Genomic DNA, 21,464 nt, shown 5'->3' with positions numbered 1-21,464 from the left:
AGTCCAACCGCTCGCGGAAGGACCGGCGGGTGCATAGATTCCCGTTAAGAATATCGCAGAACGGGCAAGCCTCAGTTCCATCCACGATAACCGACGGTCAAAGGCCCCCTCGATTGCTGAAAGCGGGATACCCGGGCAGCGGCGGCACCTCCCACCCTGCGGCGACCTCCCGCAGCAGCGGTCGCATCGTCTCCGCGAGCGCCGGAACCCCGTCAAGCGTGCTCGCCATCTCCCACCGGTGCCTCAGCAGTTGCCGCCGAGTTGGAACCGGTCGGCGGGTTCGGTGAAGAGGCCCGTCCTCCTTCATGGCACGTGGCAGAAGTGCCGCTGTCACGTCCACCGTCCATACGGCGATGGCCCACTGCATCCCGGCCTGCCACACCCCGACGTCAGCCAACGCCGGGTAGGCCGTCACGACCTCCGCGCGAAAAGCGTTCTCGATCTCCTCGGCCAGTCCGGTCGGCAGGCGGAAGACGCACCAGCAGGTGGAGAACGGCATACGGCAGTAGGCCGCCGTCAGGAAGACCGATTGGAAGCAGGCGCCCTCGAAGTCGATCAGTCGCAGGCCCTCGCGGGTGAGCAGGTTGTTGTCGGGGCACGTGTCGCCCGGCGTGAAGGCCGGGAATTCCGTCTCGATCGCCTTCCCGACTTCAGCCAACTCCTCGGCCAATCCCTCAGGAGGAGCGATTCCGGCCTCGGTGAGCAGCGCGAGCAGGCTGGCGGCGTTACGCTCGATCCACGGTTCGTCTTCCCAGGATCCCGCGCCCTTGTCGTAGCGGGCTCGCAGCCGCGCGAGGTCGGCGCGCCTGGGTACCGACGCGGCAGCCAGTCGGCCAAGCCCTTGGGCCCAGGCCAGCAAGCCGTCGGCGGCGGCTTTCGGATCGTCCCCGAGCAGCACGTCGGCCAAGGTCGGCGCGCTCCCGAGATCGGCCATGACCAGTAGGGGTACGGAGGCATCCACACCCAGGAGCGCAGGTCCGGCCAGCTGGAGCGAAAGCCCTGCCGCCTCGGACGTGAAGGAACGCAGGTCGGAGAACGACTTGACGATCACGCTCTCACCGGCTGCTGTGCGGCAACGCAGCACCGTGCTGCGTGTGCTGCCTCCGAGGTCAACCGGGTCGAACAGCTCGGTGTTCAACAGGTCGCCCGCAGCACGCAAGATCGGGATCATCCCGGCATACTGTCACTGCCTTCCACGCCATGGCAGCCGCTTTTCCCGACCAAGAGCCAGGAGATGAGCCAGGCGATGAGCCTCGACGGCTAGTGCGTTGTCCACTAACGTGCACCGGCGTCGGGCCTGGGGTGCCGAGGTTGACGACCCACGCCGACCCGGCGAAGGTTCGTGGACACCGCACCAGCCACGACGACTAGCCACGACGGCGCCGCGCGATGGTGACGATCGAGCGGCTGGTGTCGGCGACCGGTTCGGGGTCCCAGTCGCCGTACTGCGCCTCGATCTCGAAGCCCGCCTCACTCAAAAAGCCGCCCAGCTCGGCCACATCCAGGAACCGCAGACTCGTACGGTCGACCCACAGGGCGGTGCCGTCCTGGTCGAAGGTCGTCTCGGTGAACGTCACGACACCGTCGGCCACCGACTCGACGTGGTGTGACACGCGCAGCGTGCGGCCGGTGCCGTCCACGACCTCGGTGGCGTTGGCCGGGTTCCAGCTCTCCCACGCGCGTGCCGAAGGGTTGCGCGTTTCAAAGGCGAACCGGCCGCCGTCACGCAGCGCCCTCCGGATCGCGGCCAGCGACTCGCGCAACTCCGCATCGCCGACGAGGCACTGGAAGGCGTTGCTGGCCATCGTCGCCAGGTCGAACTCCTGATCCCAGGAGGCGTCCGCCGCGACGCCGGTGACCCACTCGATGTCGGTACGGCGCCGCGCCCGGTCGAGCGCGGCCAGGTCCGGGTCGAGCCCGACGAGCCGTCCGCGGTGCCCGCGTTCGCGCGCGTGGTGCAGCATGGCGCCCGTGCCGCACCCCACGTCCAGCACGGCGTCCGCGGCCATCACGAGGTCGTCGTAGAACGCGTCACTGCGATGGCGAGTGGGGTCCCACGGGTTGAGCACGTCATACAGGGCGGCGGCGTCGGCATCGGTGAACATCCCCGCAGTATCACGACACGGCCAGGTGCTGCCAACCGAGTATCCGAGTACGGGGCGGCGAAAGCGCGCATAGCGGATGCATAGGGAACGTATTGCCGCCTGCTCCCATCATCGGTCTCCAGCCCTCCAAGCAGCTGAAGTCTCCAGCCCTTCAAGCAGCTGAAGTCTTCAGCCCTTCAAGCAGCTGAGGTCTCCAGCCCTCCAAGCAGCCGAAAGAGCACCGATGGAATATCTCCTGCACCTTGCCGACCTCACCAAGGCCGAGGCCGAGGGCGAGGGCGAGGCCGAACGGCACGTGATGCGCGCGGCCTGGTACGAACGCCAGGGTCCGGCCCGTGAGGTGCTGGTCGTGGGGGAGATGCCGGTTCCGGTTCCAGGGCCGGGCGAGGTGAGGGTCAGGGTGGCCGTCTCCGGTGTCCATGTGGGGGATCTGGGCAAGCGGCGCGGCTGGTGGGGTTCGACCATGGCCTTCCCCAGGGTGATCCCGCACGGCGACGGCGCGGGGGTGATCGACGCGGTCGGTCCGGGGGCGGACGAGGGCCGGGTCGGCGAGCGCGTGTGGGTGTACCTGGCCCAGTCCTACCGGCCGTTCGGCACCGCGGCGGACTACGTCGTGGTGCCGGAAGGGCGTGCCGTACCGCTGCCTGGGCAGGTGCCGCTGGAGCAGGCCGCTGGGCTGGGCATTCCGGGCATCACCGCGCACCGCGCGGTGCTCGGAGACGGGCCGGTGGACGGCCGGACGGTCGTGGTGACCGGCGCGCTGGGCGCCGTGGGCCGCGCCGCCGTCGCGATCGCGCGCCGCGGGGGCGCGCGTGTGATCGCAACAGTACGGCGGGCGGCCCACGTCGGTGAGGCGCTGGAGGCGGGCGCGCACGAGGTGGTCGACGTCTCCGAGGGAGGGGTCGCGGAGCGCATCCTCGCGCTGGCTCCCGACGGCGTGGACCGGGTCGCCGAGCTGGCCTTCGACGCCAATGTCGCGACCGATCTGGAGATTCTCCGGTACGGCGGGACGATCGCCACATACGCGACACGGGACGCGAATCCGCAGGTGCCGTACTGGCCGCTGGCGTTCAAGAACATCACGGTGCGCTTCCTCAGCAACGACGACTTCCCCGAGGAGGCCAACGCCGCGGCGGCGACCGAGCTGACCGCGGCGCTCCTGGCGGGGGACCTGCGCTACCCGATCGCGGGGCGTTTCGCGCTCGACGACATCGCCGAGGCGCACGACCTGGCCGAACGCGCCGCGGCGACCGGCCGCGTCGTCATCACTCTGTGAAGGAATCATTCCGTGAAGGAGCGTTCATGACCATTCTGATCACCGGCGCGAACGGCGCCGTTTCCGGTGCCCTGCTGGAGAGCCTGAAGGGCGAGAAGGTGCGGGCGATGGTCCGTGATCCGGCCAAGGCCCCGGAGGGTGTCGAGGTCGTGATCGGCGATCTGGACGAGCCGTCCACGCTGGAGGACGCCTTCGCCGGGGTCGACACGGTGTGGCTGCTGACCGCGATGGGCCCGCAGGCCCCGCACGCGAGCATGAACGCCGTCCACGCCGCCAAGCAGGCCGGGGTCAGGCACGTGGTGCGCATGTCGGCGATCGGCGCGGCCCATGACGCGCCCACGCGCAACGGCCGGCTGCACGCGCTGTCCGACCACGAGCTGCGGGTCTCGGGCCTGGACTGGACGATCGTCAAGCCCGGCTTCTTCATGCAGAACCTGCTCGGCTCGATCAGCGGCGGCACCATGTACGCGAGGCTCGGCCACGGCCGCCTCGGCATGATCGACGTGCGGGACATCGCCGACTTCGCGGCAGCCGTACTGACCGATCCCGCGCCGCACGCCGGACGCGCCTACACCATCACCGGGCCGGCCAGCATCTCGCTGGACGAGGCGGCGGCCACGGTCGGGGCCGCCTACCAGCCCGTCACCGACGAGCAGGCCCACGCCGCGATGTTGGGGTTCGGCCTGCCCGCGTGGGTGGCCGAGGTCAGCGTCGAGTACGGCAGGGCGTACGCCGCGGGCTGGGGCGACTACACCACCCCCGACTTCGCCCAGGTCGTCGGCCGTCCGGCCCGCTCCTTCGCCGAGTTCGCCCGCGACCACGACGGACGACTCGGCTCCTGAGCAGGTGACACGGCGAGCCTTCGGGCCCGAGCTGCGCCGGTGGCGCCTGCTGCGGAGCCTGAGCCAGCTGGCGCTGGCCGACGAGGCGGGCACCAGCCAGCGCCACCTCAGCTACCTCGAACGCGGCCTGGCCCGGCCGAGCCGCGACATGGTGGTGCGCCTGGCCGCGACCCTGGAGCTGGCCCCGAAGCAGCGGGACGACCTGCTCCTGGCGGCGGGCCTGGCGCCCGAGCCGAAGCCACCGGCGCGGTCCGGCCCGCTGCCGGACCCGGTGCGCGAGACGATGGAAGCGGTGCTCCGCGGCCATCTGCCCGCCCCCGCCCTGATTCTCGGGCCACGGGGCGAGGTGGTCGCCGCCAACGCGGCGGTTGCCCTGCTCACCGAGGGGGCCGCGCCGGAGCTGTCGCGGGATCCGGCCCGCCTGTGCCGGCTCATGCTGCACCCGCGGGGGATGGCCTCCCGGGTAGTCAACCTGAACAGCTGGGGCCATCACCTGCTGGAGGGCTTACGTGGCATCGCCCGCGGCTCGGGCCCGGACCCCGAACTCGAGGAGTACATCGCCGAACTGGCCGGGTACCTGCCGAGAGCGGCGCCCGACCCCGGTCAGCTCGGCTTCGCCGTACCGCTGAGACTGCGGAGCGCCGGTGGCGAGCTGCGGCTGATCACGACCTTCACCTCGCTCGCGGACCCGGCCCTGGAGGGCTACCGGCTGGAGGTGTTCCTGCCCGCCGACGCCGAAACCGCCGAACTGCTGCGCATAAGCGTGACGTGACAGTTGGTAGATTCCCTTGCGTGAGTGTGCGGTTCACGGTCCTCGGTCCCGTGACCGTGTCGGCGGCGGGAAAGCGCGTGCGTACGGCGGCGCCGCGGCACCGCGCGGTCCTCGCCTACCTGCTGCTGCACGCCCGCACCGTGATCAGCGTCGAGCGGCTCATCGGCGCGACCTGGGGTCTGACCAGGCCGGACACGGCTCGCGCGCAGATCCAGGCGTCCATCGCGGCGATCCGCCAGGTGCTGCGTGACGCGGGCGCCGTACAGCTGCTGGAGACCAGAGCCGCCGGATACGTGATCCTCACCGAACCCGGGCAGCTGGACCTCGAGGAGTTCAGCCGCGTCCAGGCCGATCCGGCGAGTGCCGCGCGTCAGCTGCGTGCCGCGCTGGCGCTGTGGCAGGGCACGCCCCTCGCCGACGTGAACGCCGACTACGTGGCCGAGGCGCGCGTCCGGCTGGAGGAACGGCGGCTGGCCGCCGTCGAACGGCTGGCCGAGTTGGAGCTGTCCCGGGGGCGGCACGCGCAGGTCGTCGAGGATCTGACCGCCGAGGTGGCCGGACACCCGATGCGGGAGCGGCTGTGCGGCCAGTTCATGCTGGCACTGCATCGCAGCGGCCGTCAGGCCGACGCCCTGGCGGCGGCCAGGAGCTTCCGGGAGCGGCTCGTGGCGGAGCAGGGCCTGGACCCGAGCCGGGCCTTCCTGGCCCTGCAACACTCCATCCTGACCGACGATCCCGCGTTGGACCACCGGCCTCGCGAGGACGACGGTGACATGCGCCCGGCCTCGTTCCTGCCGCGCGACATCCCCGATTTCACCGGCCGGGCCGAGCACCTGGCCCAGCTCGTCGGCGGCGAGGCGGCGGTCACGGCGATCGACGGCATGGCAGGGATCGGCAAGACGACGCTGGTGGTGCACGCCGCCCACCGGCTCGCCGACCGCTTCCCCGACGGTCAGCTCTTCGTCGACCTGCACGCCCACACCGCCGGCACGGCCCCGGTCGAGGCGAGCGCCGCGCTGGAGATCCTGCTGCGCCGGCTCGGCCTGCCCGACGGGCGCATCCCCGCGGGAATCGACGAACGGGCCGCCCTGTGGCGGGCCGAGCTCGCCGACCGGCGCGTGCTGGTCGTGCTGGACAACGCCGCCGACACCGATCACGTACGGCCACTGCTGCCGGGAGGCGCGGACGTCCGGGTGCTGATCACCAGCCGCCGCAGGCTGGTCGATCTGGACGGCGCCCACGTGCTGTCCATGGAGTGCCTGCCGGACGATGAGGCCGTCGCGCTGTTCACCGCGATCGTGGGCCAGCGGGCGCACGACGAACCGGCCGAGGTCCTGGAGGTCCTGCGGCTGTGCGGGTTCCTGCCGCTCGCCGTCCGGATCGCCGCCGCCCGGCTGCGCCACCGCCCCCGCTGGACGGTGGGCTACCTGGCCGGCCGGTTGCGGGACCAGCGCCGTCGCCTGGCCGAGCTGTCCACCGCCGACCGAGACGTCGCCGCCGCCTTCACGCTGTCCTACCAGCAGCTCGACACCGACTGCCGGCGCATGTTCCGGCTGCTGGGCCTGCACCCCGGCGCCGACCTCGACCCCTATGCCGCCGCCGCGCTGGCCGACCTGCCGTTGGCGCGGGCCGAGGCCCTGCTTGAAGACCTGCTGGACGCCCACATGCTGCTCCAGCACGTGCCGGGCCGCTACACCTTCCACGACCTGCTGCGCGATCACGCCCGCGCCACCGCGCCCCCGGAACAGGACGAGGCGCTGACCCGGCTGTTCGACCACTACCTGCACGCCACCGGCACCGCGGTCAACACCCTCTACGCCGACGGCCACGACCGCAGGCCCCCCGTCCCCGAACCGCACACCCCGGCCGTCGCCTTCGCCGACGAGGCCCAGGCGGCCGCCTGGCTGGAGGTCGAGCGGGCCAACCTGGTCGCCACCGCCGCCTACGCCGCCGACCACGGCCGGCCCACCTACACCAGCCACCAGTCGATCACCCTGTACCGCTACTTCTACGAGCGCGCGCACCACGCCGACGCGCTCGTCCTGCACAGCCGGGCGCTGGAGGCGACCAGGGCCCACGGCGACCGGCCGGGGGAGTCGCGCGCGCTCCTGCACCTGGCCATCGTGACCTGGCGGCTGGGCCGTAACGAGGAGGCGGCCGAGCAGGGCCGGCAGGCGCTCGCCCTGCTCCACGAACTCCAGGACCCGAACGGCACGGCGGCGGCGCTGGACCTGCTGGGCACCGTCCACGAACTGATGGGTGAGTACGGCGAGGCGCACGACTACTACCAGCGCGCCATAGCGCTCTGCCGCGAGCTCGGCCGGCGGGCCAACGAGGCCACCGCGCTGAACAACGTGGGGCTGGTGTACCAGCGGCAGGGGCGGCTCGAGCGGGCTCATGATCACTGCCGACAGGCCCTGGAGCTGTTCCGCGAGCTCGGCGACCGGGGTGGTGAGGCCCTGGCGCTGAGCAGCCTCGGCAGTGTGTACGCGGGGTTGCGCCGCTACGACGACTCCCGCCGCCACCTTCGTCGCGCCCTGGAGCTGTGCAGGGAGTTCGGCTATTCCGGGCAGGAGGCCGAGACGCTCAACCGGCTGGGTGAGACGGCGCGCGCCATGGGCGAGCCCGCCCGGGCACTGGAGGAGCACAGCGCCGCCCTCGCCGTCGCCTCCGCGGTCGGGCTGCGGTACGAGCAGGCTCGCGGGCACCAGGGGATGGCGCTCGCCCACCGCGACCTCGGCCACCTCGACGCGGCCCGCGACATCGGCACGAAGGCGCTCGACCTCTTCACGGGCCTGGCCGTACCAGAGGTCGGGGAGGTCCGGGCCTTCCTGGAGAACCTGCCGGGCGACGCGTGAAGGCGATCCGCCGATCGGTGGAGTAGGGGTGTGAGTCGTCTCATCAAGGAGGCCGCCCGTGCCCCTGCCGCGATCGATGATTTCGAGCACCTCTACGACACCCACTACGCGGAGATCCACCGCTATCTGGCCGCCCGCCTGGGCACCGAGGTGGCCGACGACCTGGCCGCCGAGACCTTCGTCGTCGCCTTCAGGAAGCGGGCGAGCTTCGACCCGGCTCGCGGCGCCGTCCTGCCCTGGTTGTACGGCATCGCGACCAACCTCGTCGCGGGGCATCGCCGAAGTGAAGCTCGACGTCTGCAGGCCCTGGCCAGAGCCGCGCCCGACCAGCCGCCTGAGGGTCACGAGGAACAGGTGCTGACCCGGGTGGTCGCGGCGAGCGCACAGGGGCGGCTCGCCGCAGAGCTCGGCAGGCTGTCCGAGGGCGACCGCGACGTGCTGCTGCTGGTCGCGCTGGGCGAGCTGAGTTACGAGGAGGTCGCCGCGGCCCTGGACATCCCGTTCGGGACGGTCGGCTCGCGGCTGAATCGAGTACGCCGGAAGCTTCGTGCCGCGTTGAGCGGCGTCTATGGAGGTAACGATGGATGAGCTGCAGGCGGTGAAGGACCTGCTCACGGTCCCGCCGCCCACTCCGGATTCGGTCCGGGCGGGGCGCGCCCGGCTGCGCGCGGCGCTGGCCGATTCCGCGCGACCGGTCGCCGCCGTCGGGGCGCGGCCGGGTGCCGTACGCCCCGCCGTACATCCCGCTGTGCGGCGCGGCAGGCGGGCGGCGCGCTGGAGCACGCTGGCCATCGGCCTGGTGGGAGCCGCCGCGGCCGCCGCCCTCGTGCTCTTCTCCGCGCCCGCGCCCACCACGCAGACGGTCCTGCTGTCGGCCGCCACCCGCGTGGCGCAGGCTCCCGACGAAGGCGCGTGGTGGACCAGCAAGCTGGTCAACGGCCGGATCTTCCCCGACCCGACCGGCCGCTACCTGCTGCGCCAGACCGAGTCGGAGCAGGTCGCGCTCCCCGCCGACCCTGAGGGCACGACCTGGGACCGGCGCACCTACCTGGGCGCCGTCGCCCTGGACGAGGCCGCCTGGAAGGCCGCCGGCTCGCCCACCTCCTGGACGTACCCCTCGCCTCCCGGACTGATCAGCGGCCGGCAGGACCGTGCCGTCTCCGCCCTCCCCGGCCAGCCGGTCACGCACTCCACCGAAGACTGGGACTTCCGCGTCGTCCTGGCCGACAAACCCCTGACCAAGCTCGCCGAGGTGCCCGCCACCCCCGAAGGACTGCGCGGCCTGTTCGGCGACAACGTGCAGGCCGTCGCCCGGCTGATCTTCTACGCGCCGGTCACCAGCGAGACGCGGGCCGCCGGCTACCGGCTGCTCGCCCAGACCTCCGGCGTGAGCGTCGCCGGGGAGGTGACCGATCCGCTCGGCCGCAGGGGACAGGCCATCGAGTACGGCGAGCCGGACGGTTCACGCGTGCGGCTCACCCTCGACGAGGCCTCCGGAGCGCCGCTGGCGTTGGAGACGCTGCGCGACGGCCGAGTCGTCGAGTTCACCGCCATCGAGTCGAGTTCCTGGACCAATGACAACCCCCTGAAGGAGCAGCAGTGACCTCTCTCAAGCGCCGTGCCGTCATCACCCTCGCCCTTGCCGGGCTGGCCCCCTTTGCCTCCCCGGTGTCGACCGCATCGGCAGCCCCCGAAGGCGCCTACTGGCGGGTCGAGACGATGATCGCCCTTCCCCACATGCGGCCCGTCGGCAGCGGCTACCGGATGAACGAACTGAGGGTTTCGGCCACCTGGAGCAACGTGCGGGGCAAGCACTGGACGGCCTTCCGGCCGATGGGCGCCAAGCCCGCCACGGCCAAGGACGAGGCCGCCTGGAAGGCCGATGGCTCGCCCACCTCCTGGACGTACCGGACCGAGGGCATGAAGGTCACCCTGTCCACCAAGCCGGGCAAGGGCTACGTCGGCCCCGAGGGCAGCGGCAAGGCCGGGTTCCCCCATTACGGCAAGCTCCTGACCTACCAGGAGCTGCAGACTTTCCCCGCCGAACCGGCCGCGCTGCGCTCCCGCATCGTCGCCGGCCTGCGGGCGGAGCTCGAGGTGACCGCCAAGGAGGAAAGCGGGGTCCCGGAGGCCGACAAGCGGGCGACCTTCGAGCGGAACCTCGACCGGTCCGTCGCCAGCGCCATGGGGTATCTCATGGTCGAGAAGCCGCTGCCCAAGCCGGTGCGCGCCGCCGCGTTCCAGGTGCTCAAGGAGACCGAGGGCGTACGGGCGGAGGGCTCGGCCAAGGACGCCCTCGGCCGCCGCGGACAGCGGTTCGCCCTCCCCGTCTTCTCCGCCAAGGGGCAGGCGGTGGACGAGAAGGTGCTGGTCGATCCGGCGACGTTCACCCTGCTGGAGTGGGACGTGCGCTCGACGTCCAACGGCAAGCCCTCGGCCAAGCCGTGGCGTAAGGAGACCTTCGTCAAGGTCGGCTGGACCAACGACAAGCCCGCCATCCCCAGCTGACAACCCACCCCAGGGACCGGCCCGGTCAACCAGAGCGACTCGGCCGGTCCCACTTCACTGTGGCCGGGTGACCGGGGTCATTACTCATCGTCTGCGACCTCTCCCCTTCCGCAGGCGCGATCGTCAGGGTCGTAGGGGCCATCGTTGACGTGGTGGTCCATCTCCTTTCGGTACTTCCTGTCGTCCAGGCGCGGCATGCCGCGGGACACGGCGGCGAAGTCGGCCCGCGAGACAGTCCGGCGCCGGTTGCGCAGGTCGTGCTGTGGGATCTGATGGGAGTGGTCGGGGTCAGAGGTGCTCACTCCGTCGACTTTACGGGCGTGGACCCGCCGCGACCTCCCCTTCGTGGGCGCGGCGGAAGTGGCGTCACGAGGCCGCGGACCAGCCGCTCCACCTGTCCACGGTGATCACGACGACGGGCCCCTCGGGCGGCCGGGAGCGGTACGCGTCGTAGCGCTCGGCCAGCCGACCGATCCACGTCGCTCTCTCGGCCGGGTCCTCGACGATCGCGGCCCTGCCGTCCGCTCGCGCCCACCACAGCCGCGACCAGTCCTCGTCGTAACGGTCCACGAGGAGGCAGACCCGCTCGTTGGCGGCGATGTTGCGCAGTCTCCGCAGATCCGTGGACCTCTTCGGCTTGTGGTCGACGGCGAAGGCGATCAGGTCGTCATGGACGGCGAACACGATGGGCACGAGGTGCGGCACCCCCTGGGCGTCGGCCGTGGCGAGCGCGGCCGTCCGCGCCGTCACGAATCTGTCCCTGGCGGCGAGCTCGTCCATGGCGGCATTCAACCAGCCGATCGGGCCGCGTCCAGATCTGGTGGTGGCAAAGGTCATGGAAGCGCTGTGTGTCTCCGTTGACCCATAGGAGGGGGGCTGAATAAATTCCGACCCGTTCTGCGGCCGAGTGAAGCGGTGATTCGCATGCATTCGATCATTCGTCCAGGTCAACGGGGTGACGGAGCGGCGCAGGGGGTGGTGCGCTGTTTCGGTGAACGGCTGGTGCCCTTCGACGAGCCGGTCGAGGAGAGCCGGGCGCTGGTCGGGCCCTCGCCCGGTGAGCTGCTCACCGCTGCTCGCCGGGCCGTCGCCGAGGGTGGCCCGCTGGTCGTCGCCGCGGAGACCGACGCCTACGCCGGGTTCCTGCGCTCGGTCTGGCTGGAGCACCCCGACCTGGCGGTCGGGCTGGTGGTGACGAGCGGCGCCGTCCTGGCGCCCGTGACCTCGGGGCCCGGCTATCACGAGCTGGTCGTCGACGAGGACGGCAAGGCCTGGCGCAGGGAGAGCGTGCCGGTGGAGCTGTCCGAGGGCGAGGTCCCGCTCGGGCCGGACGACGTGGTGCTGGTCAGCGGGGGCGGCAAGGGGTTCGGGCACGCGTGCGCGAAGGCGCTCGCCGACGCCACGGGGGCCAGGCTGGCGCTGCTCGGCCGTACCGACCCTGATGACGATCCCGTCCTGGCGGCCGATCTGGCCGCGCTTCCGACGGAGTACGCCTACGAGCCCGCCGATCTCGGCGACTCCATGGCGGTGGCGCATGCCGTACAGACGATGGAAGGGCGGCTCGGGCCGGTGACGGCGATCGTGCACGCCGGAGGCGTGAACAGGCCCGCCCGGTTCGCGGAGCTGGGCGACGGGGAGATCGCGCTGCACGTCGCGCCCAAGGTCGGCGGGCTCGAGGTGCTGCTGGCCGCGGTCGAGCGGCCGCGGCTGGTCGTGACGTTCGGTTCGGTGGTCGGCAGGTACGGCAGGGCAGGCGCGTCGCACCTGGCCCTCGCCAACGGGCTCATGCGCGAGCGGGCGCGCGAGCTGGGGGATCGGGCGAAGCGGACGCTGACCATCGAATGGGGCAGCGAGCGCAGGTGCGACCTGTTCCTTCGGGTGCTGGCCGCGTCCGGCCTGTCGGGGACCGTCGCCATCCGTCCCGACATCGACCCGCATCCGCGAAAATGAGCGCATGAACGAGCAGTGGCAGGAGATCGGCGACCGGGTGTTCGTCCGTCGGCACGAGTCCTACGACCTGAACGTCGGCCTCGTCGTCGGTGACGGCCAGTGCCTGGTACTCGACACGCGGGAGACCCACCCGAGAGCGGCCGACCTGGTCGCCGCCATCAGGAAGATCACTCCCGATCCCTGGACCGTCGTCAACAGCCACGCCCACTTCGACCACTACTTCGGGAACGCGTTGTTCGTTCCGGCCGAGTTCTGGGCGCACGCGCGGGCCGCTGAGGAGATCAAGAGGGACGGCGAGGCGACCAGGGACAGGGTGGCCGCCTCCAGGGAGCCCGAGGCGGCCGACGTGGAGATCGTGGTGCCCGACCACACGTTCACCGACCGGGCGACGCTCGACATCGGCGGCAGGCCCGTGCACCTGCGCTACTTCGGCAGGGGGCACACCGACAACGACATCATCGTGCACGTGCCGGACGCGGGGGTGATCTTCGCGGGGGACCTGGTGGAGGAGGGCGCCCCTCCGGCGTTCGACGACGGGTACCCGCTCGACTGGCCAGGCACGCTGGCGGCGATGCTGGCCGAGCTGGGCGAGCCGGTGATCGTGCCGGGGCACGGCGCGGTGGTGGACCGGGCGTTCGTCACGTCCCAGATGAACGACCTGGCGCTCACCGCCGACCTGGCCCGCCGCGCGCACGTGGAGGGGCTGCGCGACCTGGTCGCGCAGATCCCCTACCCGCAGGCGATCGAGCGCGCGTTCCTGCAGCTCGACGCTGTCACCTGACGGGTCACGTGACGCAGAACTCGTTGCCCTGAGGGTCGGTGAGGGTCACCCAGGTGTAGGGGCCCTGCCGTCCCCGGTGGGACTCCGTCGCGCCCATGGACACCAGCCGCGCCACCTCCGCCTCCATCTTGTCGGTGCCGACGTGGACGTCGAGGTGGACCCGGTTCTTCACCGTCTTGGGCTCGGGCACGAGCTGGAAGAGCACCCGGGGCGAACCCGGGTCGGTGATCGCCGTGCCCACCTTCCACACGAGCGCGCCATTGTGGACGATCGTGTCGTCGTCGGAGGCCTGACCCTCGGCGATCATCCGGCGGATGAACGCCTCGTCCTGCGGCTCGACCGTCCAGCCGAGCGCCTCGGCCCACCAGTCGGCGAGCCCGTGCGGATCGGGTGAGTCGACCACTACCTGGAAGCCATATCCCATATTCGCAGTCTCCAGGATAGGCGCCAGGAATGGAGACACCATGAACACGCGGGTGACCCAGCCACGAGGGCGTGGTCGAGGCGTCAGGTGACGGCGAGGCTCTCCTGAGCTTCGCGGGGGCGGGCCCGGCCCGCCCCCGCGACAGCGGGTCCGCGGAGCGGGAACCGCGCGACGAACCCCCCATCCCGTACGGCAAGCGTCCCGCCGTGCAGGGTCGCGATGTCCCTGGCGATCGGCAGGCCGAGCCCGACTCCTCCGCCGTCCCTGGCCCTGGCCTCGTCCAGCCTGGTGAAGCGGTCGAACACCGCCTCCCTGTGCTCGGACGGGATCCCCGGGCCGTCGTCGAGCACCTCCAGGACCGCCGCGCCGTCCTTCCCCCGCACCCGGACCTCCACGGCCGTCGCCGCGTGCCGTACGGCGTTGTCCACGAGGTTGGTGACCAGCCGGGCGAGGTGGCCGCGCGAGCCGCTGATGACCACGTCGGGGCTGATGTCCAGGGTGACGGCGGCGCCCGGCCGCAGGCTCTCCTCGGCGACGACCTGGCCGAGGTCCACCTCCTCCGCCTTGAGCGGTTCGCCCGCGTCGAGCCTGGCCAGCAGCAGGAGGTCGCCGGCCAGCCGCTGGAGCCGGTCGACGTCGGCCAGCGCCTCGGTCGACAGGTCGGTGGGCTCGGCCAGCTCCATCCGGGCGCGCAGCGTCGCGATCGGGCTGCGCAGCTCGTGCGCGGCGTCGGCGACGAACTGCTTGTGCCGTTCGACCGCCGTCTCCAGCCGGTCGAGCGTGCCGTTCACGGTGGTGGCGAGCCTGGCGATCTCGTCGCCCGACTCGGGGACCGGCACCCGTTGGTGCAGGTCGCGGGCGGTGATGTCGGCGACCTTCGCCCTGATCGCCGCCACGGGCGCCAGCGCTCTGCCGACGGAGAACCACGTCATCCCCGCCACCACGGCCAGCAGCAGCGGCACGCCCGGCAGCAGCAGCCCGTTCAGGGTCTGGAGCGCCTGCTCGGCCCCCGCCAGCGACGCGCGGCCATAGACGGTCATCGTGCCGTCCTCGGTGGGCACGGCCATGGTCGCGATGGCGAAGTCTCCTGCCACCGTCTCCCACGGGACGGTCTCGGTCGTGGCCGCGATCTGCACGTCGGGGTCGGCGGTCAGCTGGAGCCGCTCGGCGGGCTGCGCCTCGATGCTCAGCGGCAGCACGGAGGCGGCGGAGACGACCTTCCTGGCCGCCTCGGCGTTGGCGCTCGCCTCCAGGCTGCCCCTCAGCGAGACGACCAGGACCGCGGTGGCCAGGCCGAGCGCGGCGGCGACGACGAGGGTGGCCGCGATCGTGGCCCGCAACCTGACGTTCACATCGCCTCCAAGCGGTAACCCGCGCCCCTGACAGTTTCGATCACACCGGGGCCGATCTTGCGGCGCAGCGCGCTGACGTAGACCTCGACGATGTTGGCGTCGCCTTCGTAGCTGAAGTCCCATGCCTGGGCGAGCAGTTCGGTCTTGGAGACCACCTCGCCGGGCCGCCGGGCCAGGCCGTGCAGCACCGCGAACTCCTTGGGGGTGAGCGCGATCTCGACCCCTGCCCTGCTGCAGCGAAGTCCGGCGGGGTCCACAGTCAGATCGCCCACGGTGATCGACACCGGCCGCTCCTTGCCTCCTCGCCTGACCAGCGCCCGCAGCCTGGCCACCAGCACCACGTAGGAGAAGGGCTTGGCCAGATAGTCGTCCGCGCCGTTATCGAGCGCCTCGGCCTCGTCGTAGACGCCGTCCTTGGCGGTGAGCATCATGATCGGCGTCCAGTTGCCCGCCTCGCGCAGCTTCGCGCACAGCGCGTACCCGTTCAGCCTGGGCAGCATGACGTCCAGGACGATCGCGTCGTAGTCGTTCTCCGCAGCCATCCACAGCCCGTCGCGGCCGTCGTAGGCGACGTCGACGGCGAAGCCCTCGCCCGCCAGGCCGCCCTTGACCAGGTCGGCCAGCCGCTTCTCGTCCTCGACCAGTAGTACTCGCACGGTGTTAAGAGTGCCTGAGGCGACCTAAAGCCAACCTGAAGATCATTTCGGCCGCGTTCAGTGTGCCTTCAGGTTCGGTGGGCGAGGCTGCAGGCGTTCCGATCGACCGAAGGAGATGGACGTGTTCAAACGACGTATCGCCGCTCTCGTTGCCGTGGGTGCCGTCGTGCTCGCCGGGGGGCTCGCCGGATCGGCCAACGCCTCCTCCGGAGAGCCGCCCGCCAAGGGCGGCACCTGCGTGACGAGCGACGGCAAGACCTTCGAGTTCAGCGAGGCGGTTCCCGCGCTCAAGCTGGAGCCGGGCAAGAAGGGCGCGGCCGTGCTCTCCGACGACGAGAGCGTGCCGGGCTCGGCGTCCGTCGCCGCGGTCCGGGTGGAGAAGGCCGTGCCCACGACGGAGGCCCAGGCCGCGCCCGAAGGCGCCGTGCGCGTCGAGCGCTGGAGCAAGGTCGTCGAGGCCACCGAGACCACCGAGGCCGTTCCCGCCAAGCCCGCGCCTGGCGTCGAGGCCGGTGAGGCCAAGGTCGACGTCGAGGCCGTGGAGGTCGGGGAGGGTGACGTCAAGATCGCCACTCCCGACGGCGAGAACGCCCACGCCGTGACCATCACCTGCACCGCCAAGTAACGGGGGCGCCCGCCCTGCCGTACCGGCCATGGGGGTCCGGTACGGCATGACGGGGTCCGCGGCTCAGGTGAAGGACGGGTGCGGGCCCAGCGCCCAGTACTCGAAGAGCCCGTGGCCGACCTGCCCGTCGTACTCGAAACGGCCGACCGCGTCCACCATGCCCCACATGCGATCGGCGTCCTCGGGCAGCGTGTAGGTCACCCCCTGGACCACGGGCTCGCTCCCCTGGTACATGCCGTGCTTCCAGTCGGACTCCAGGCCGTAGCCGGTGCCGACCATGAGGTGCACCGGCAGGATCGGCGTGCACCGCACCTCGATCTTGTCGAAGGTGATCGTCGCCTCCACGACGTCGCGGGTGCCGGGGGCGTAGACGGGGTGGTAGCCGGGACGGCCGAGATACTCCTCCCGGCCGTCCGGCCACACCCTGACGGCCTCCTCCAGCACCCTGCGGCCCTGGTGGTCCTCCTGGACGATGCAGAGGATCGCGTGGTCGTCGAACTGCATCGGCGCGTAGAGCCAGTAGAAGGTGCCGGGGTTCTTGACCTGGATGCCCGGTGGCTCGGGCTCGCCCACGGGCCTGATGCCCCACGAACGGTCCCTGGTGCCCTGCCATCCGTCGACGGGGATCTCCTCGTCGCCGACCACGATGGCGCCCGTCCAGCGGCCGGTCTGTGCCAGCCGTACCGAATCGAAGACCACCCGCTCCTGCCAGCGCACGAAGTGGCGCGGTTCGAGCGTGGCCGGGATCGTGCCGGTCCAGGTGAGGTCGAAGGCAAGGCCATGCTCGTTCGGCTCCAGGATCACCCTGAGTCGTTTGAGTCCTTCGATGACCTCGACCCTGAACGGGCCGACGGTGGTGTCCATGCGGTCGGGGCCGAGCTCGCGAGAGGCCCTGACCACCCGGTGCAGGTCCGTACGGCGGGCACAGGCGAAGGCGTCGGTGACGCCCAGGTTGGGGTACTGCCCGAGGCCGACGATGAGCATGAGCTCGTCCGTGCCCGGATGGCAGTTGAAGTAGTAGCGATCGTAGAAGTTGCGATCGGAGGTCGCGACGTGCCGCATGACCTGCGGGGCCTGGTGGATGGGGAAGTCGTCCAGCGGTGACAGGCTCATGCGCTGGTTGTAGCAAGCGCTTGGTTACAGGTCAACGCGGCCGCGCGCGAAGGCGCGGCCGCGTCTCACCCGTCAGGACATCTTCCGCGTGGCCTCGTCGACCTTGTCGGCCGCCTTGTCCGCGTTCGACGACACCTTGTCGGCCGCCCGGTCGGAGGTCGACGACGCCTTGCCGGCTGCCTGGTGCGCGCGCTCACTGACCCATCGAGAGGCGTCAGAGGCGGAGTCCTTCATGTGGTCGGTCCACTGCTGAGCGTTGCGGCGGTAGAACATGTAGCCCACCGCGCCCAGCGCCATCCCGGCGAGCAGAGTCATGACCGGCCACCGGCGAGACCTCACCGGAGTCGGGTCGATCCTGCGAGCCGCCTGGCTCAACATCGAACTGACCATCGGGGCGAGCTGATCCTCGACCCGATGGGCGGCACCCTCCAGTTTGGGTGCAACCCAATAGCGTGCATCCTCGATCCGATGCGCGGCGGCCACCTTGGCCTGGTCCGTCATCGGTGCGATCCGGTCTCCGGCTCGCATGGCCTGGGCCTTCATTCGGCCCGACCACGTCGTGGGTATCTCGACCAAGACGTGGCGCTTTCTGAGTGTCAGGGACACGACAACCTCCCCTGTCGTTGGGGCCCCGCAGCCTGACCTTCCCGGTACAAGGCGGCTCAATCATGACGCGCCGTGGGAGGATGCTTGAGCGGCCCCAGCGGCCGTGACCACCAAACCATCACAGAACAATCCCTGTGCATAGAGGGGGGCAGCTGTCTCGTGGCTGAGAAGCTGATCGCAAACCTGCAGACCAACCGCGGTCTTATCAAGATCGAACTCTTCCCGAACAAGGCGCCGAAGACGGTTCGCAACTTCGTGGAGCTCGCCGAGGGCACCAAGGAGTGGACGCACCCCGGCACCGGCGAGAAGAGCACGGGCCGCTACTACGACGGCACGATCTTCCACCGCGTCATCGACGGATTCATGATCCAGGGAGGTGACCCGCTCGGCCAGGGCATCGGCGGCCCCGGCTACGAGTTCGACGACGAGATCCACCCGGAGCTCGTCTTCAACAAGCCGTACCTGCTGGCCATGGCCAACGCCGGCATCCGCTTCGGCAAGGGCACCAACGGCTCGCAGTTCTTCATCACCGTGGTGCCGACCCCGCACCTCAACCGCAAGCACTCCATCTTCGGTGAGGTCATCGAGGGCCAGGACGTCGTCGACGCGATCGCCAAGACCCAGACCGGCCGCAACGACCGTCCCGCCGACGACGTCATCCTGGAGTCGATCACGATCGACCGCGTCGAGGGCTGACGCGGGCTGGGAGCTCGGCTCATCAGGAACGCGAGGGCGTTTCCGGTGAGTAGGCTGGCGGTCAGTGGACGAGAAAGGCCCCTCATGACCAGCCAGCCGCCCAGCCCCCAGGAGACCGTGCCCACGTGCTACCGCCATCCTGGGCGGGAGACGTGGGTGCGCTGTCAGCGCTGCGAACGTCCCATCTGCCCTGACTGCATGCGCGACGCCGCGGTCGGCTTCCAGTGCCCCGAGTGCGTGGCGGAGGGCAACAGGACGGTACGGCAGGCGCAGTCGGTCTTCGGCGGCGCCGTCGTCACCACGCCGTACGTCACCTACACCATCCTCGGCCTCATCGCCCTGGTGTTCGTCGGCCAGCTCCTCACCGACAACCGGCTCGGCGGTGCCCTCGCGATGAACACGGTCTACGTGGTCGGCGAGGGCGAGTACTACCGGATGATCACCAGCGCGTTCGCGCACTCCACTGGCCTGATCTTCCACGTGCTGTTCAACGCCTGGGCCATCTACGCGATCGCTCCCTACCTGGAGCGCGCGTTCGGGCACGTGAGATTCGCCGCCCTCTACCTGCTCAGCGCGCTGGGCGGCTCGGTCATGAGCCTGTGGTTCGACGACTTCAGAGTGGCGACCGTCGGCGCGTCGGGCGCGGTCTTCGGCCTGTTCGCGGCCATCTTCATCGTGGGCCGCAAGCTGAAGCTCGACGTCCGCGGCATCGCGACCGTCATCATCCTCAACCTGGTGATCACCTTCGTGGTGCCCGCCGTCACGGGCCTCGGCATCAGCTGGACCGCCCACGTCGGCGGCCTGCTCACCGGCGCGGTGCTGACAGGTGCGCTGGTCTACGCCCCCAGGAGCAACCGCGCCCTGTATCAGACGCTGGCGCTCCTGGGGGGTTTCGCCATCCTCGCCGCGCTGACGATCGTGCGGGCGACGTCGCTGCTCTCCTGACTGTCCCCAGCCTGTGGAAAACCTGTGGAAAGTACTAACGCCAGCGGGTGGAAAGCACCACACCGAAGATGATGAAAACGAACCCGATCAGCAGGTTCCAGTTGGTGAGCGACCCGATCAGGGGCGCTGTGGGGGCCACGTAGTAGACGGCGATCCACAGGATCCCGATGATCCACGACACGACCATGGTCGGCGCCAGCCATCGCGGGCTGATCTTGACCTCTTGCGACTTCTGCGGCGGTGTGTATACCGCCTTCTTGCGAGTCTTCGGCTTGGGCACTGGATAACTCCTGCTGGCGGCCGGGGGCCATCCGGATAGTCCCCAGGCTCTCTGGTCTGCCCAGGATAGTCGCCACGCGCGGAACATGGCGATCCCCGGCGACCGGCGCGCGTCTACGTACCCTGAACACGGTGAAGGCACTGCTACGGACGGCGGGGGAGCTGAGCATCACGGCGGGCCTGGCCATGCTGCTCTTCTGCGCCTACCTGCTATGGGGCACCGGCGCCTACACCCAGCGCCAGCAGCTGCTGCTCCAGCGGCAACTTGCGGAGGAGCAGGGCGAGGACACCCGCCTCGACAAGATCAAGCTGGGCAACGCCGTGGCCATGCTGCGCATCCCCAGGCTCGGCGACGACTACCGGTACGCCGTGGTCGAGGGCGTCGACGCCGAACACCTCAAGAAGGGGCCCGGCCACTACCCCGGCTCCGCGATGCCCGGCAGGATCGGCAACTTCGTCCTGTCGGGTCACCGCACCACCTACGCGGCGCCGTTCAACCGCATCGACGAGCTGCGGCGCGACGACGAGATCGTCGTGGACGCCCGCGAGGCCCGCTACACCTACCGGGTCATCGCGCAGGACGTCGTGGAGCCCGACGAGGTGGAGATCCTCGCCCCCGTGCCGGGAAAACCCGACATCAGCGCCATCAGGGCGATGATCACACTGACGACCTGCCATCCCGAGTACTCCGCCGATCAGCGGCTCATCGTGTACGGCGTGCTCAAGTCCACCGAACCGCGGAAGGCCTGACATGTACGGCTGGATCTGGCGGCACCTGCCCGGCGGCACCGGGAGACGACTCCTGACAGCCCTTGTGCTGGTCGCGTCGGCGGGAGCCATACTCTGGTATGTCGTCTTTCCGCTTCTCGAGCCCGCAGTGACGCTGGATGAGGTGACCGTCCGCAAATGATCCTGGTGGTGGACAACCACGACAGCTTCGTCCACACCATCGTGCAGTACCTGCGCTCTCTGGGCGCCGCCTGCGAGGTGCGGCCGCGCGACGTGGTGCGTGTGGAGGACGCCGACGCCTTCTCCGGCGTCCTGGTGAGCCCGGGACCCGGCACGCCCGAGGCGGCGGGCGTCAGCGTCCCCCTGGTACGGCACGCCGCCGCCACGGGCACACCGCTGCTCGGCGTGTGCCTCGGCCACCAGGCGATCGGGGTGGCCTACGGCGCGGTGGTGTCGAGAGCGCCCGAACTCATGCACGGCCGCACGAGCGCCATCACGCACGACGGCAAGGGAGTGTTCGCCGCGCTGCCCTCACCGGTGACGATGACGCGCTACCACTCGCTCGCCGTACGGCCCGAGACGGTGCCGGACGAGCTGGAAGTGAGCGCGTGGACCGACGACGGGACCATCATGGGGCTCAGGCACCGCACCGCGCCCATCGAGGGGGTGCAGTTCCACCCCGAGTCGGTGCTGTCGGAGCACGGGCACCGGCTGCTGGCCAACTGGCTGTCGACGATCGTGTAACACGGGGCCGCCGCCGAACGACTTACGGATGAGCGTCCCCGCCGTCGCCCCCGAGCGGCGGGGATGCTTCCACGTCTGCCCGTGATGAGCGTCCCCGGCGCTCGGACGGCCCCCGAGCGGCGGGGATGCTTCCACGTCTGCCCGTGATGAGCGTCCCCGGCGCTCGGACGGCCCCCGAGCGGCGGGGATGCTTCCACGTCTGC

General features: G+C 70.6%; 25 protein-coding genes. 15 read left to right on the top strand and 10 right to left on the bottom strand.

Annotated features, from left to right (window positions below):
* Positions 1-97: 97 nt before the first annotated feature.
* Both ACFXJ8_RS39075 and ACFXJ8_RS39070 read right to left on the bottom strand, forming a co-directional pair.
* A complete protein-coding gene (locus ACFXJ8_RS39075) occupies positions 98-1,171 on the bottom strand; it encodes a hypothetical protein (RefSeq protein ID WP_379649844.1) in 1,074 nt (357 codons plus the stop codon).
* 196 nt (positions 1,172-1,367) lie between these two features.
* A complete protein-coding gene (locus tag ACFXJ8_RS39070; RefSeq protein ID WP_379649842.1) occupies positions 1,368-2,105 on the bottom strand; it encodes a class I SAM-dependent methyltransferase in 738 nt (245 codons plus the stop codon).
* Between the two features lie 223 nt (positions 2,106-2,328).
* Between ACFXJ8_RS39070 and ACFXJ8_RS39065 the strand changes: the two genes are divergently transcribed.
* Genes ACFXJ8_RS39065 through ACFXJ8_RS39035 form a run of 7 tightly spaced genes read left to right on the top strand, consistent with a single transcriptional unit; the run spans position 2,329 to position 10,361 of the window.
* Entirely contained in the window at positions 2,329-3,381 is a 1,053-nt protein-coding gene (locus tag ACFXJ8_RS39065; protein WP_379649840.1) for an NADPH:quinone reductase, read from the top strand.
* Positions 3,382-3,407: 26 nt separating this feature from the next.
* Complete coding sequence (locus tag ACFXJ8_RS39060) at positions 3,408-4,223, top strand: SDR family oxidoreductase (protein ID WP_379649838.1); 816 nt, start codon at positions 3,408-3,410, stop codon at positions 4,221-4,223.
* Between the two features lie 4 nt (positions 4,224-4,227).
* Positions 4,228-4,995, top strand: coding sequence for a helix-turn-helix domain-containing protein (locus ACFXJ8_RS39055; RefSeq protein WP_379649836.1), 768 nt, complete (start codon positions 4,228-4,230; stop codon positions 4,993-4,995).
* A gap of 20 nt (positions 4,996-5,015) precedes the next feature.
* Entirely contained in the window at positions 5,016-7,853 is a 2,838-nt protein-coding gene (locus tag ACFXJ8_RS39050; RefSeq protein ID WP_379649834.1) for a BTAD domain-containing putative transcriptional regulator, read from the top strand.
* 30 nt (positions 7,854-7,883) lie between these two features.
* Entirely contained in the window at positions 7,884-8,441 is a 558-nt protein-coding gene (locus ACFXJ8_RS39045) for an RNA polymerase sigma factor (protein WP_379649833.1), read from the top strand.
* Positions 8,434-9,456 carry a hypothetical protein gene (locus ACFXJ8_RS39040; RefSeq protein WP_379649831.1) on the top strand — a complete coding sequence of 341 codons (1,023 nt, stop codon included), beginning with the start codon at positions 8,434-8,436 and terminating at the stop codon, positions 9,454-9,456. The genes ACFXJ8_RS39045 and ACFXJ8_RS39040 overlap by 8 nt, the downstream gene beginning before the upstream one ends.
* Positions 9,453-10,361: a hypothetical protein gene (locus ACFXJ8_RS39035; protein WP_379649829.1), complete on the top strand. Its 909-nt coding sequence runs from the start codon at positions 9,453-9,455 to the stop codon at positions 10,359-10,361. The genes ACFXJ8_RS39040 and ACFXJ8_RS39035 overlap by 4 nt, the downstream gene beginning before the upstream one ends.
* Before the next feature lie 80 nt (positions 10,362-10,441).
* On the opposite strand, the gene ACFXJ8_RS39030 is transcribed toward ACFXJ8_RS39035, so the two are convergent.
* Both ACFXJ8_RS39030 and ACFXJ8_RS39025 read right to left on the bottom strand, forming a co-directional pair.
* Positions 10,442-10,663: a hypothetical protein gene (locus ACFXJ8_RS39030; RefSeq protein WP_379649828.1), complete on the bottom strand. Its 222-nt coding sequence runs from the start codon at positions 10,661-10,663 to the stop codon at positions 10,442-10,444.
* A gap of 64 nt (positions 10,664-10,727) precedes the next feature.
* Positions 10,728-11,141, bottom strand: coding sequence for a TIGR03668 family PPOX class F420-dependent oxidoreductase (locus tag ACFXJ8_RS39025; RefSeq protein ID WP_379649826.1), 414 nt, complete (start codon positions 11,139-11,141; stop codon positions 10,728-10,730).
* Positions 11,142-11,339: 198 nt separating this feature from the next.
* Here ACFXJ8_RS39025 and ACFXJ8_RS39020 point away from each other — a divergent pair, with 198 nt between their 5' ends.
* Entirely contained in the window at positions 11,340-12,311 is a 972-nt protein-coding gene (locus tag ACFXJ8_RS39020; RefSeq protein WP_379649824.1) for an SDR family NAD(P)-dependent oxidoreductase, read from the top strand.
* 4 nt (positions 12,312-12,315) lie between these two features.
* Complete coding sequence (locus ACFXJ8_RS39015; RefSeq protein ID WP_379649822.1) at positions 12,316-13,092, top strand: MBL fold metallo-hydrolase; 777 nt, start codon at positions 12,316-12,318, stop codon at positions 13,090-13,092.
* A 4-nt stretch (positions 13,093-13,096) separates the two neighbouring features.
* Here the strand turns inward: ACFXJ8_RS39015 and ACFXJ8_RS39010 are convergent, their stop codons facing one another.
* From ACFXJ8_RS39010 to ACFXJ8_RS39000, 3 genes are all read right to left on the bottom strand, one after another.
* Positions 13,097-13,516, bottom strand: a complete 420-nt coding sequence (locus ACFXJ8_RS39010) for a VOC family protein (RefSeq protein WP_379649820.1) — start codon at positions 13,514-13,516, stop codon at positions 13,097-13,099.
* Positions 13,517-13,599: 83 nt separating this feature from the next.
* A complete protein-coding gene (locus ACFXJ8_RS39005; protein ID WP_379649818.1) occupies positions 13,600-14,868 on the bottom strand; it encodes an ATP-binding protein in 1,269 nt (422 codons plus the stop codon).
* Positions 14,865-15,524 (bottom strand): response regulator transcription factor, encoded by a 660-nt coding sequence (locus tag ACFXJ8_RS39000; RefSeq protein ID WP_379649816.1) that lies wholly within the window; start codon positions 15,522-15,524, stop codon positions 14,865-14,867. Before ACFXJ8_RS39000 ends, ACFXJ8_RS39005 begins: the two co-directional genes overlap by 4 nt.
* 121 nt (positions 15,525-15,645) lie before the next feature.
* On the opposite strand from ACFXJ8_RS39000, the gene ACFXJ8_RS38995 reads away from it, so the two are divergent.
* Positions 15,646-16,149, top strand: coding sequence for a hypothetical protein (locus ACFXJ8_RS38995; protein ID WP_379649814.1), 504 nt, complete (start codon positions 15,646-15,648; stop codon positions 16,147-16,149).
* Between the two features lie 63 nt (positions 16,150-16,212).
* On the opposite strand, the gene ACFXJ8_RS38990 is transcribed toward ACFXJ8_RS38995, so the two are convergent.
* Both ACFXJ8_RS38990 and ACFXJ8_RS38985 read right to left on the bottom strand, forming a co-directional pair.
* Positions 16,213-17,262 (bottom strand): hypothetical protein, encoded by a 1,050-nt coding sequence (locus tag ACFXJ8_RS38990; protein WP_379649813.1) that lies wholly within the window; start codon positions 17,260-17,262, stop codon positions 16,213-16,215.
* A gap of 72 nt (positions 17,263-17,334) precedes the next feature.
* Positions 17,335-17,868, bottom strand: a complete 534-nt coding sequence (locus tag ACFXJ8_RS38985; RefSeq protein WP_379649811.1) for a YtxH domain-containing protein — start codon at positions 17,866-17,868, stop codon at positions 17,335-17,337.
* 159 nt (positions 17,869-18,027) lie between these two features.
* On the opposite strand from ACFXJ8_RS38985, the gene ACFXJ8_RS38980 reads away from it, so the two are divergent.
* Together ACFXJ8_RS38980 and ACFXJ8_RS38975 are read left to right on the top strand one after the other, a co-directional pair.
* Positions 18,028-18,564, top strand: coding sequence for a peptidylprolyl isomerase (locus ACFXJ8_RS38980; protein ID WP_379649809.1), 537 nt, complete (start codon positions 18,028-18,030; stop codon positions 18,562-18,564).
* A gap of 198 nt (positions 18,565-18,762) precedes the next feature.
* Positions 18,763-19,509, top strand: a complete 747-nt coding sequence (locus tag ACFXJ8_RS38975) for a rhomboid family intramembrane serine protease (protein ID WP_379649807.1) — start codon at positions 18,763-18,765, stop codon at positions 19,507-19,509.
* Positions 19,510-19,543: 34 nt separating this feature from the next.
* On the opposite strand, the gene ACFXJ8_RS38970 is transcribed toward ACFXJ8_RS38975, so the two are convergent.
* Entirely contained in the window at positions 19,544-19,789 is a 246-nt protein-coding gene (locus ACFXJ8_RS38970; protein WP_379649805.1) for a cell division protein CrgA, read from the bottom strand.
* A 131-nt stretch (positions 19,790-19,920) separates the two neighbouring features.
* Here ACFXJ8_RS38970 and ACFXJ8_RS38965 point away from each other — a divergent pair, with 131 nt between their 5' ends.
* Genes ACFXJ8_RS38965 through ACFXJ8_RS38955 form a run of 3 tightly spaced genes read left to right on the top strand, consistent with a single transcriptional unit; the run spans position 19,921 to position 21,261 of the window.
* Entirely contained in the window at positions 19,921-20,538 is a 618-nt protein-coding gene (locus tag ACFXJ8_RS38965; RefSeq protein WP_379649803.1) for a class E sortase, read from the top strand.
* A 1-nt stretch (position 20,539) separates the two neighbouring features.
* Positions 20,540-20,698: a hypothetical protein gene (locus ACFXJ8_RS38960; RefSeq protein ID WP_379649801.1), complete on the top strand. Its 159-nt coding sequence runs from the start codon at positions 20,540-20,542 to the stop codon at positions 20,696-20,698.
* Positions 20,695-21,261 (top strand): anthranilate synthase component II, encoded by a 567-nt coding sequence (locus ACFXJ8_RS38955; protein ID WP_379649799.1) that lies wholly within the window; start codon positions 20,695-20,697, stop codon positions 21,259-21,261. Before ACFXJ8_RS38960 ends, ACFXJ8_RS38955 begins: the two co-directional genes overlap by 4 nt.
* Positions 21,262-21,464 lie beyond the last annotated feature (203 nt).

Origin of the sequence: Nonomuraea sp. NPDC059194 (assembly GCF_042754765.1) — a bacterium.
Taxonomy (GTDB): Bacteria; Actinomycetota; Actinomycetes; order Streptosporangiales; family Streptosporangiaceae; genus Nonomuraea.
This window is presented reverse-complemented; position numbering and strand designations above follow the sequence as displayed.

Bases quoted from the DNA above. Each gene is read 5' to 3' on its own strand.
- ACFXJ8_RS39010 (WP_379649820.1), bottom strand. From the start codon at position 13,516: ATGGGATATGGCTTCCAGGTAGTGGTCGACTCACCCGATCCGCACGGG.
- ACFXJ8_RS38990 (WP_379649813.1), bottom strand. From the start codon at position 17,262: ATGAGCCTGTCACCGCTGGACGACTTCCCCATCCACCAGGCCCCGCAG.
- ACFXJ8_RS39040 (WP_379649831.1), top strand. From the start codon at position 8,434: ATGGATGAGCTGCAGGCGGTGAAGGACCTGCTCACGGTCCCGCCGCCC.
- ACFXJ8_RS38960 (WP_379649801.1), top strand. From the start codon at position 20,540: ATGTACGGCTGGATCTGGCGGCACCTGCCCGGCGGCACCGGGAGACGA.
- ACFXJ8_RS38955 (WP_379649799.1), top strand. From the start codon at position 20,695: ATGATCCTGGTGGTGGACAACCACGACAGCTTCGTCCACACCATCGTG.
- ACFXJ8_RS39070 (WP_379649842.1), bottom strand. From the start codon at position 2,105: ATGTTCACCGATGCCGACGCCGCCGCCCTGTATGACGTGCTCAACCCG.
- ACFXJ8_RS39075 (WP_379649844.1), bottom strand. From the start codon at position 1,171: ATGATCCCGATCTTGCGTGCTGCGGGCGACCTGTTGAACACCGAGCTG.
- ACFXJ8_RS39065 (WP_379649840.1), top strand. From the start codon at position 2,329: ATGGAATATCTCCTGCACCTTGCCGACCTCACCAAGGCCGAGGCCGAG.
- ACFXJ8_RS39060 (WP_379649838.1), top strand. From the start codon at position 3,408: ATGACCATTCTGATCACCGGCGCGAACGGCGCCGTTTCCGGTGCCCTG.
- ACFXJ8_RS38975 (WP_379649807.1), top strand. From the start codon at position 18,763: ATGCGCGACGCCGCGGTCGGCTTCCAGTGCCCCGAGTGCGTGGCGGAG.
- ACFXJ8_RS39025 (WP_379649826.1), bottom strand. From the start codon at position 11,141: ATGGACGAGCTCGCCGCCAGGGACAGATTCGTGACGGCGCGGACGGCC.
- ACFXJ8_RS39015 (WP_379649822.1), top strand. From the start codon at position 12,316: ATGAACGAGCAGTGGCAGGAGATCGGCGACCGGGTGTTCGTCCGTCGG.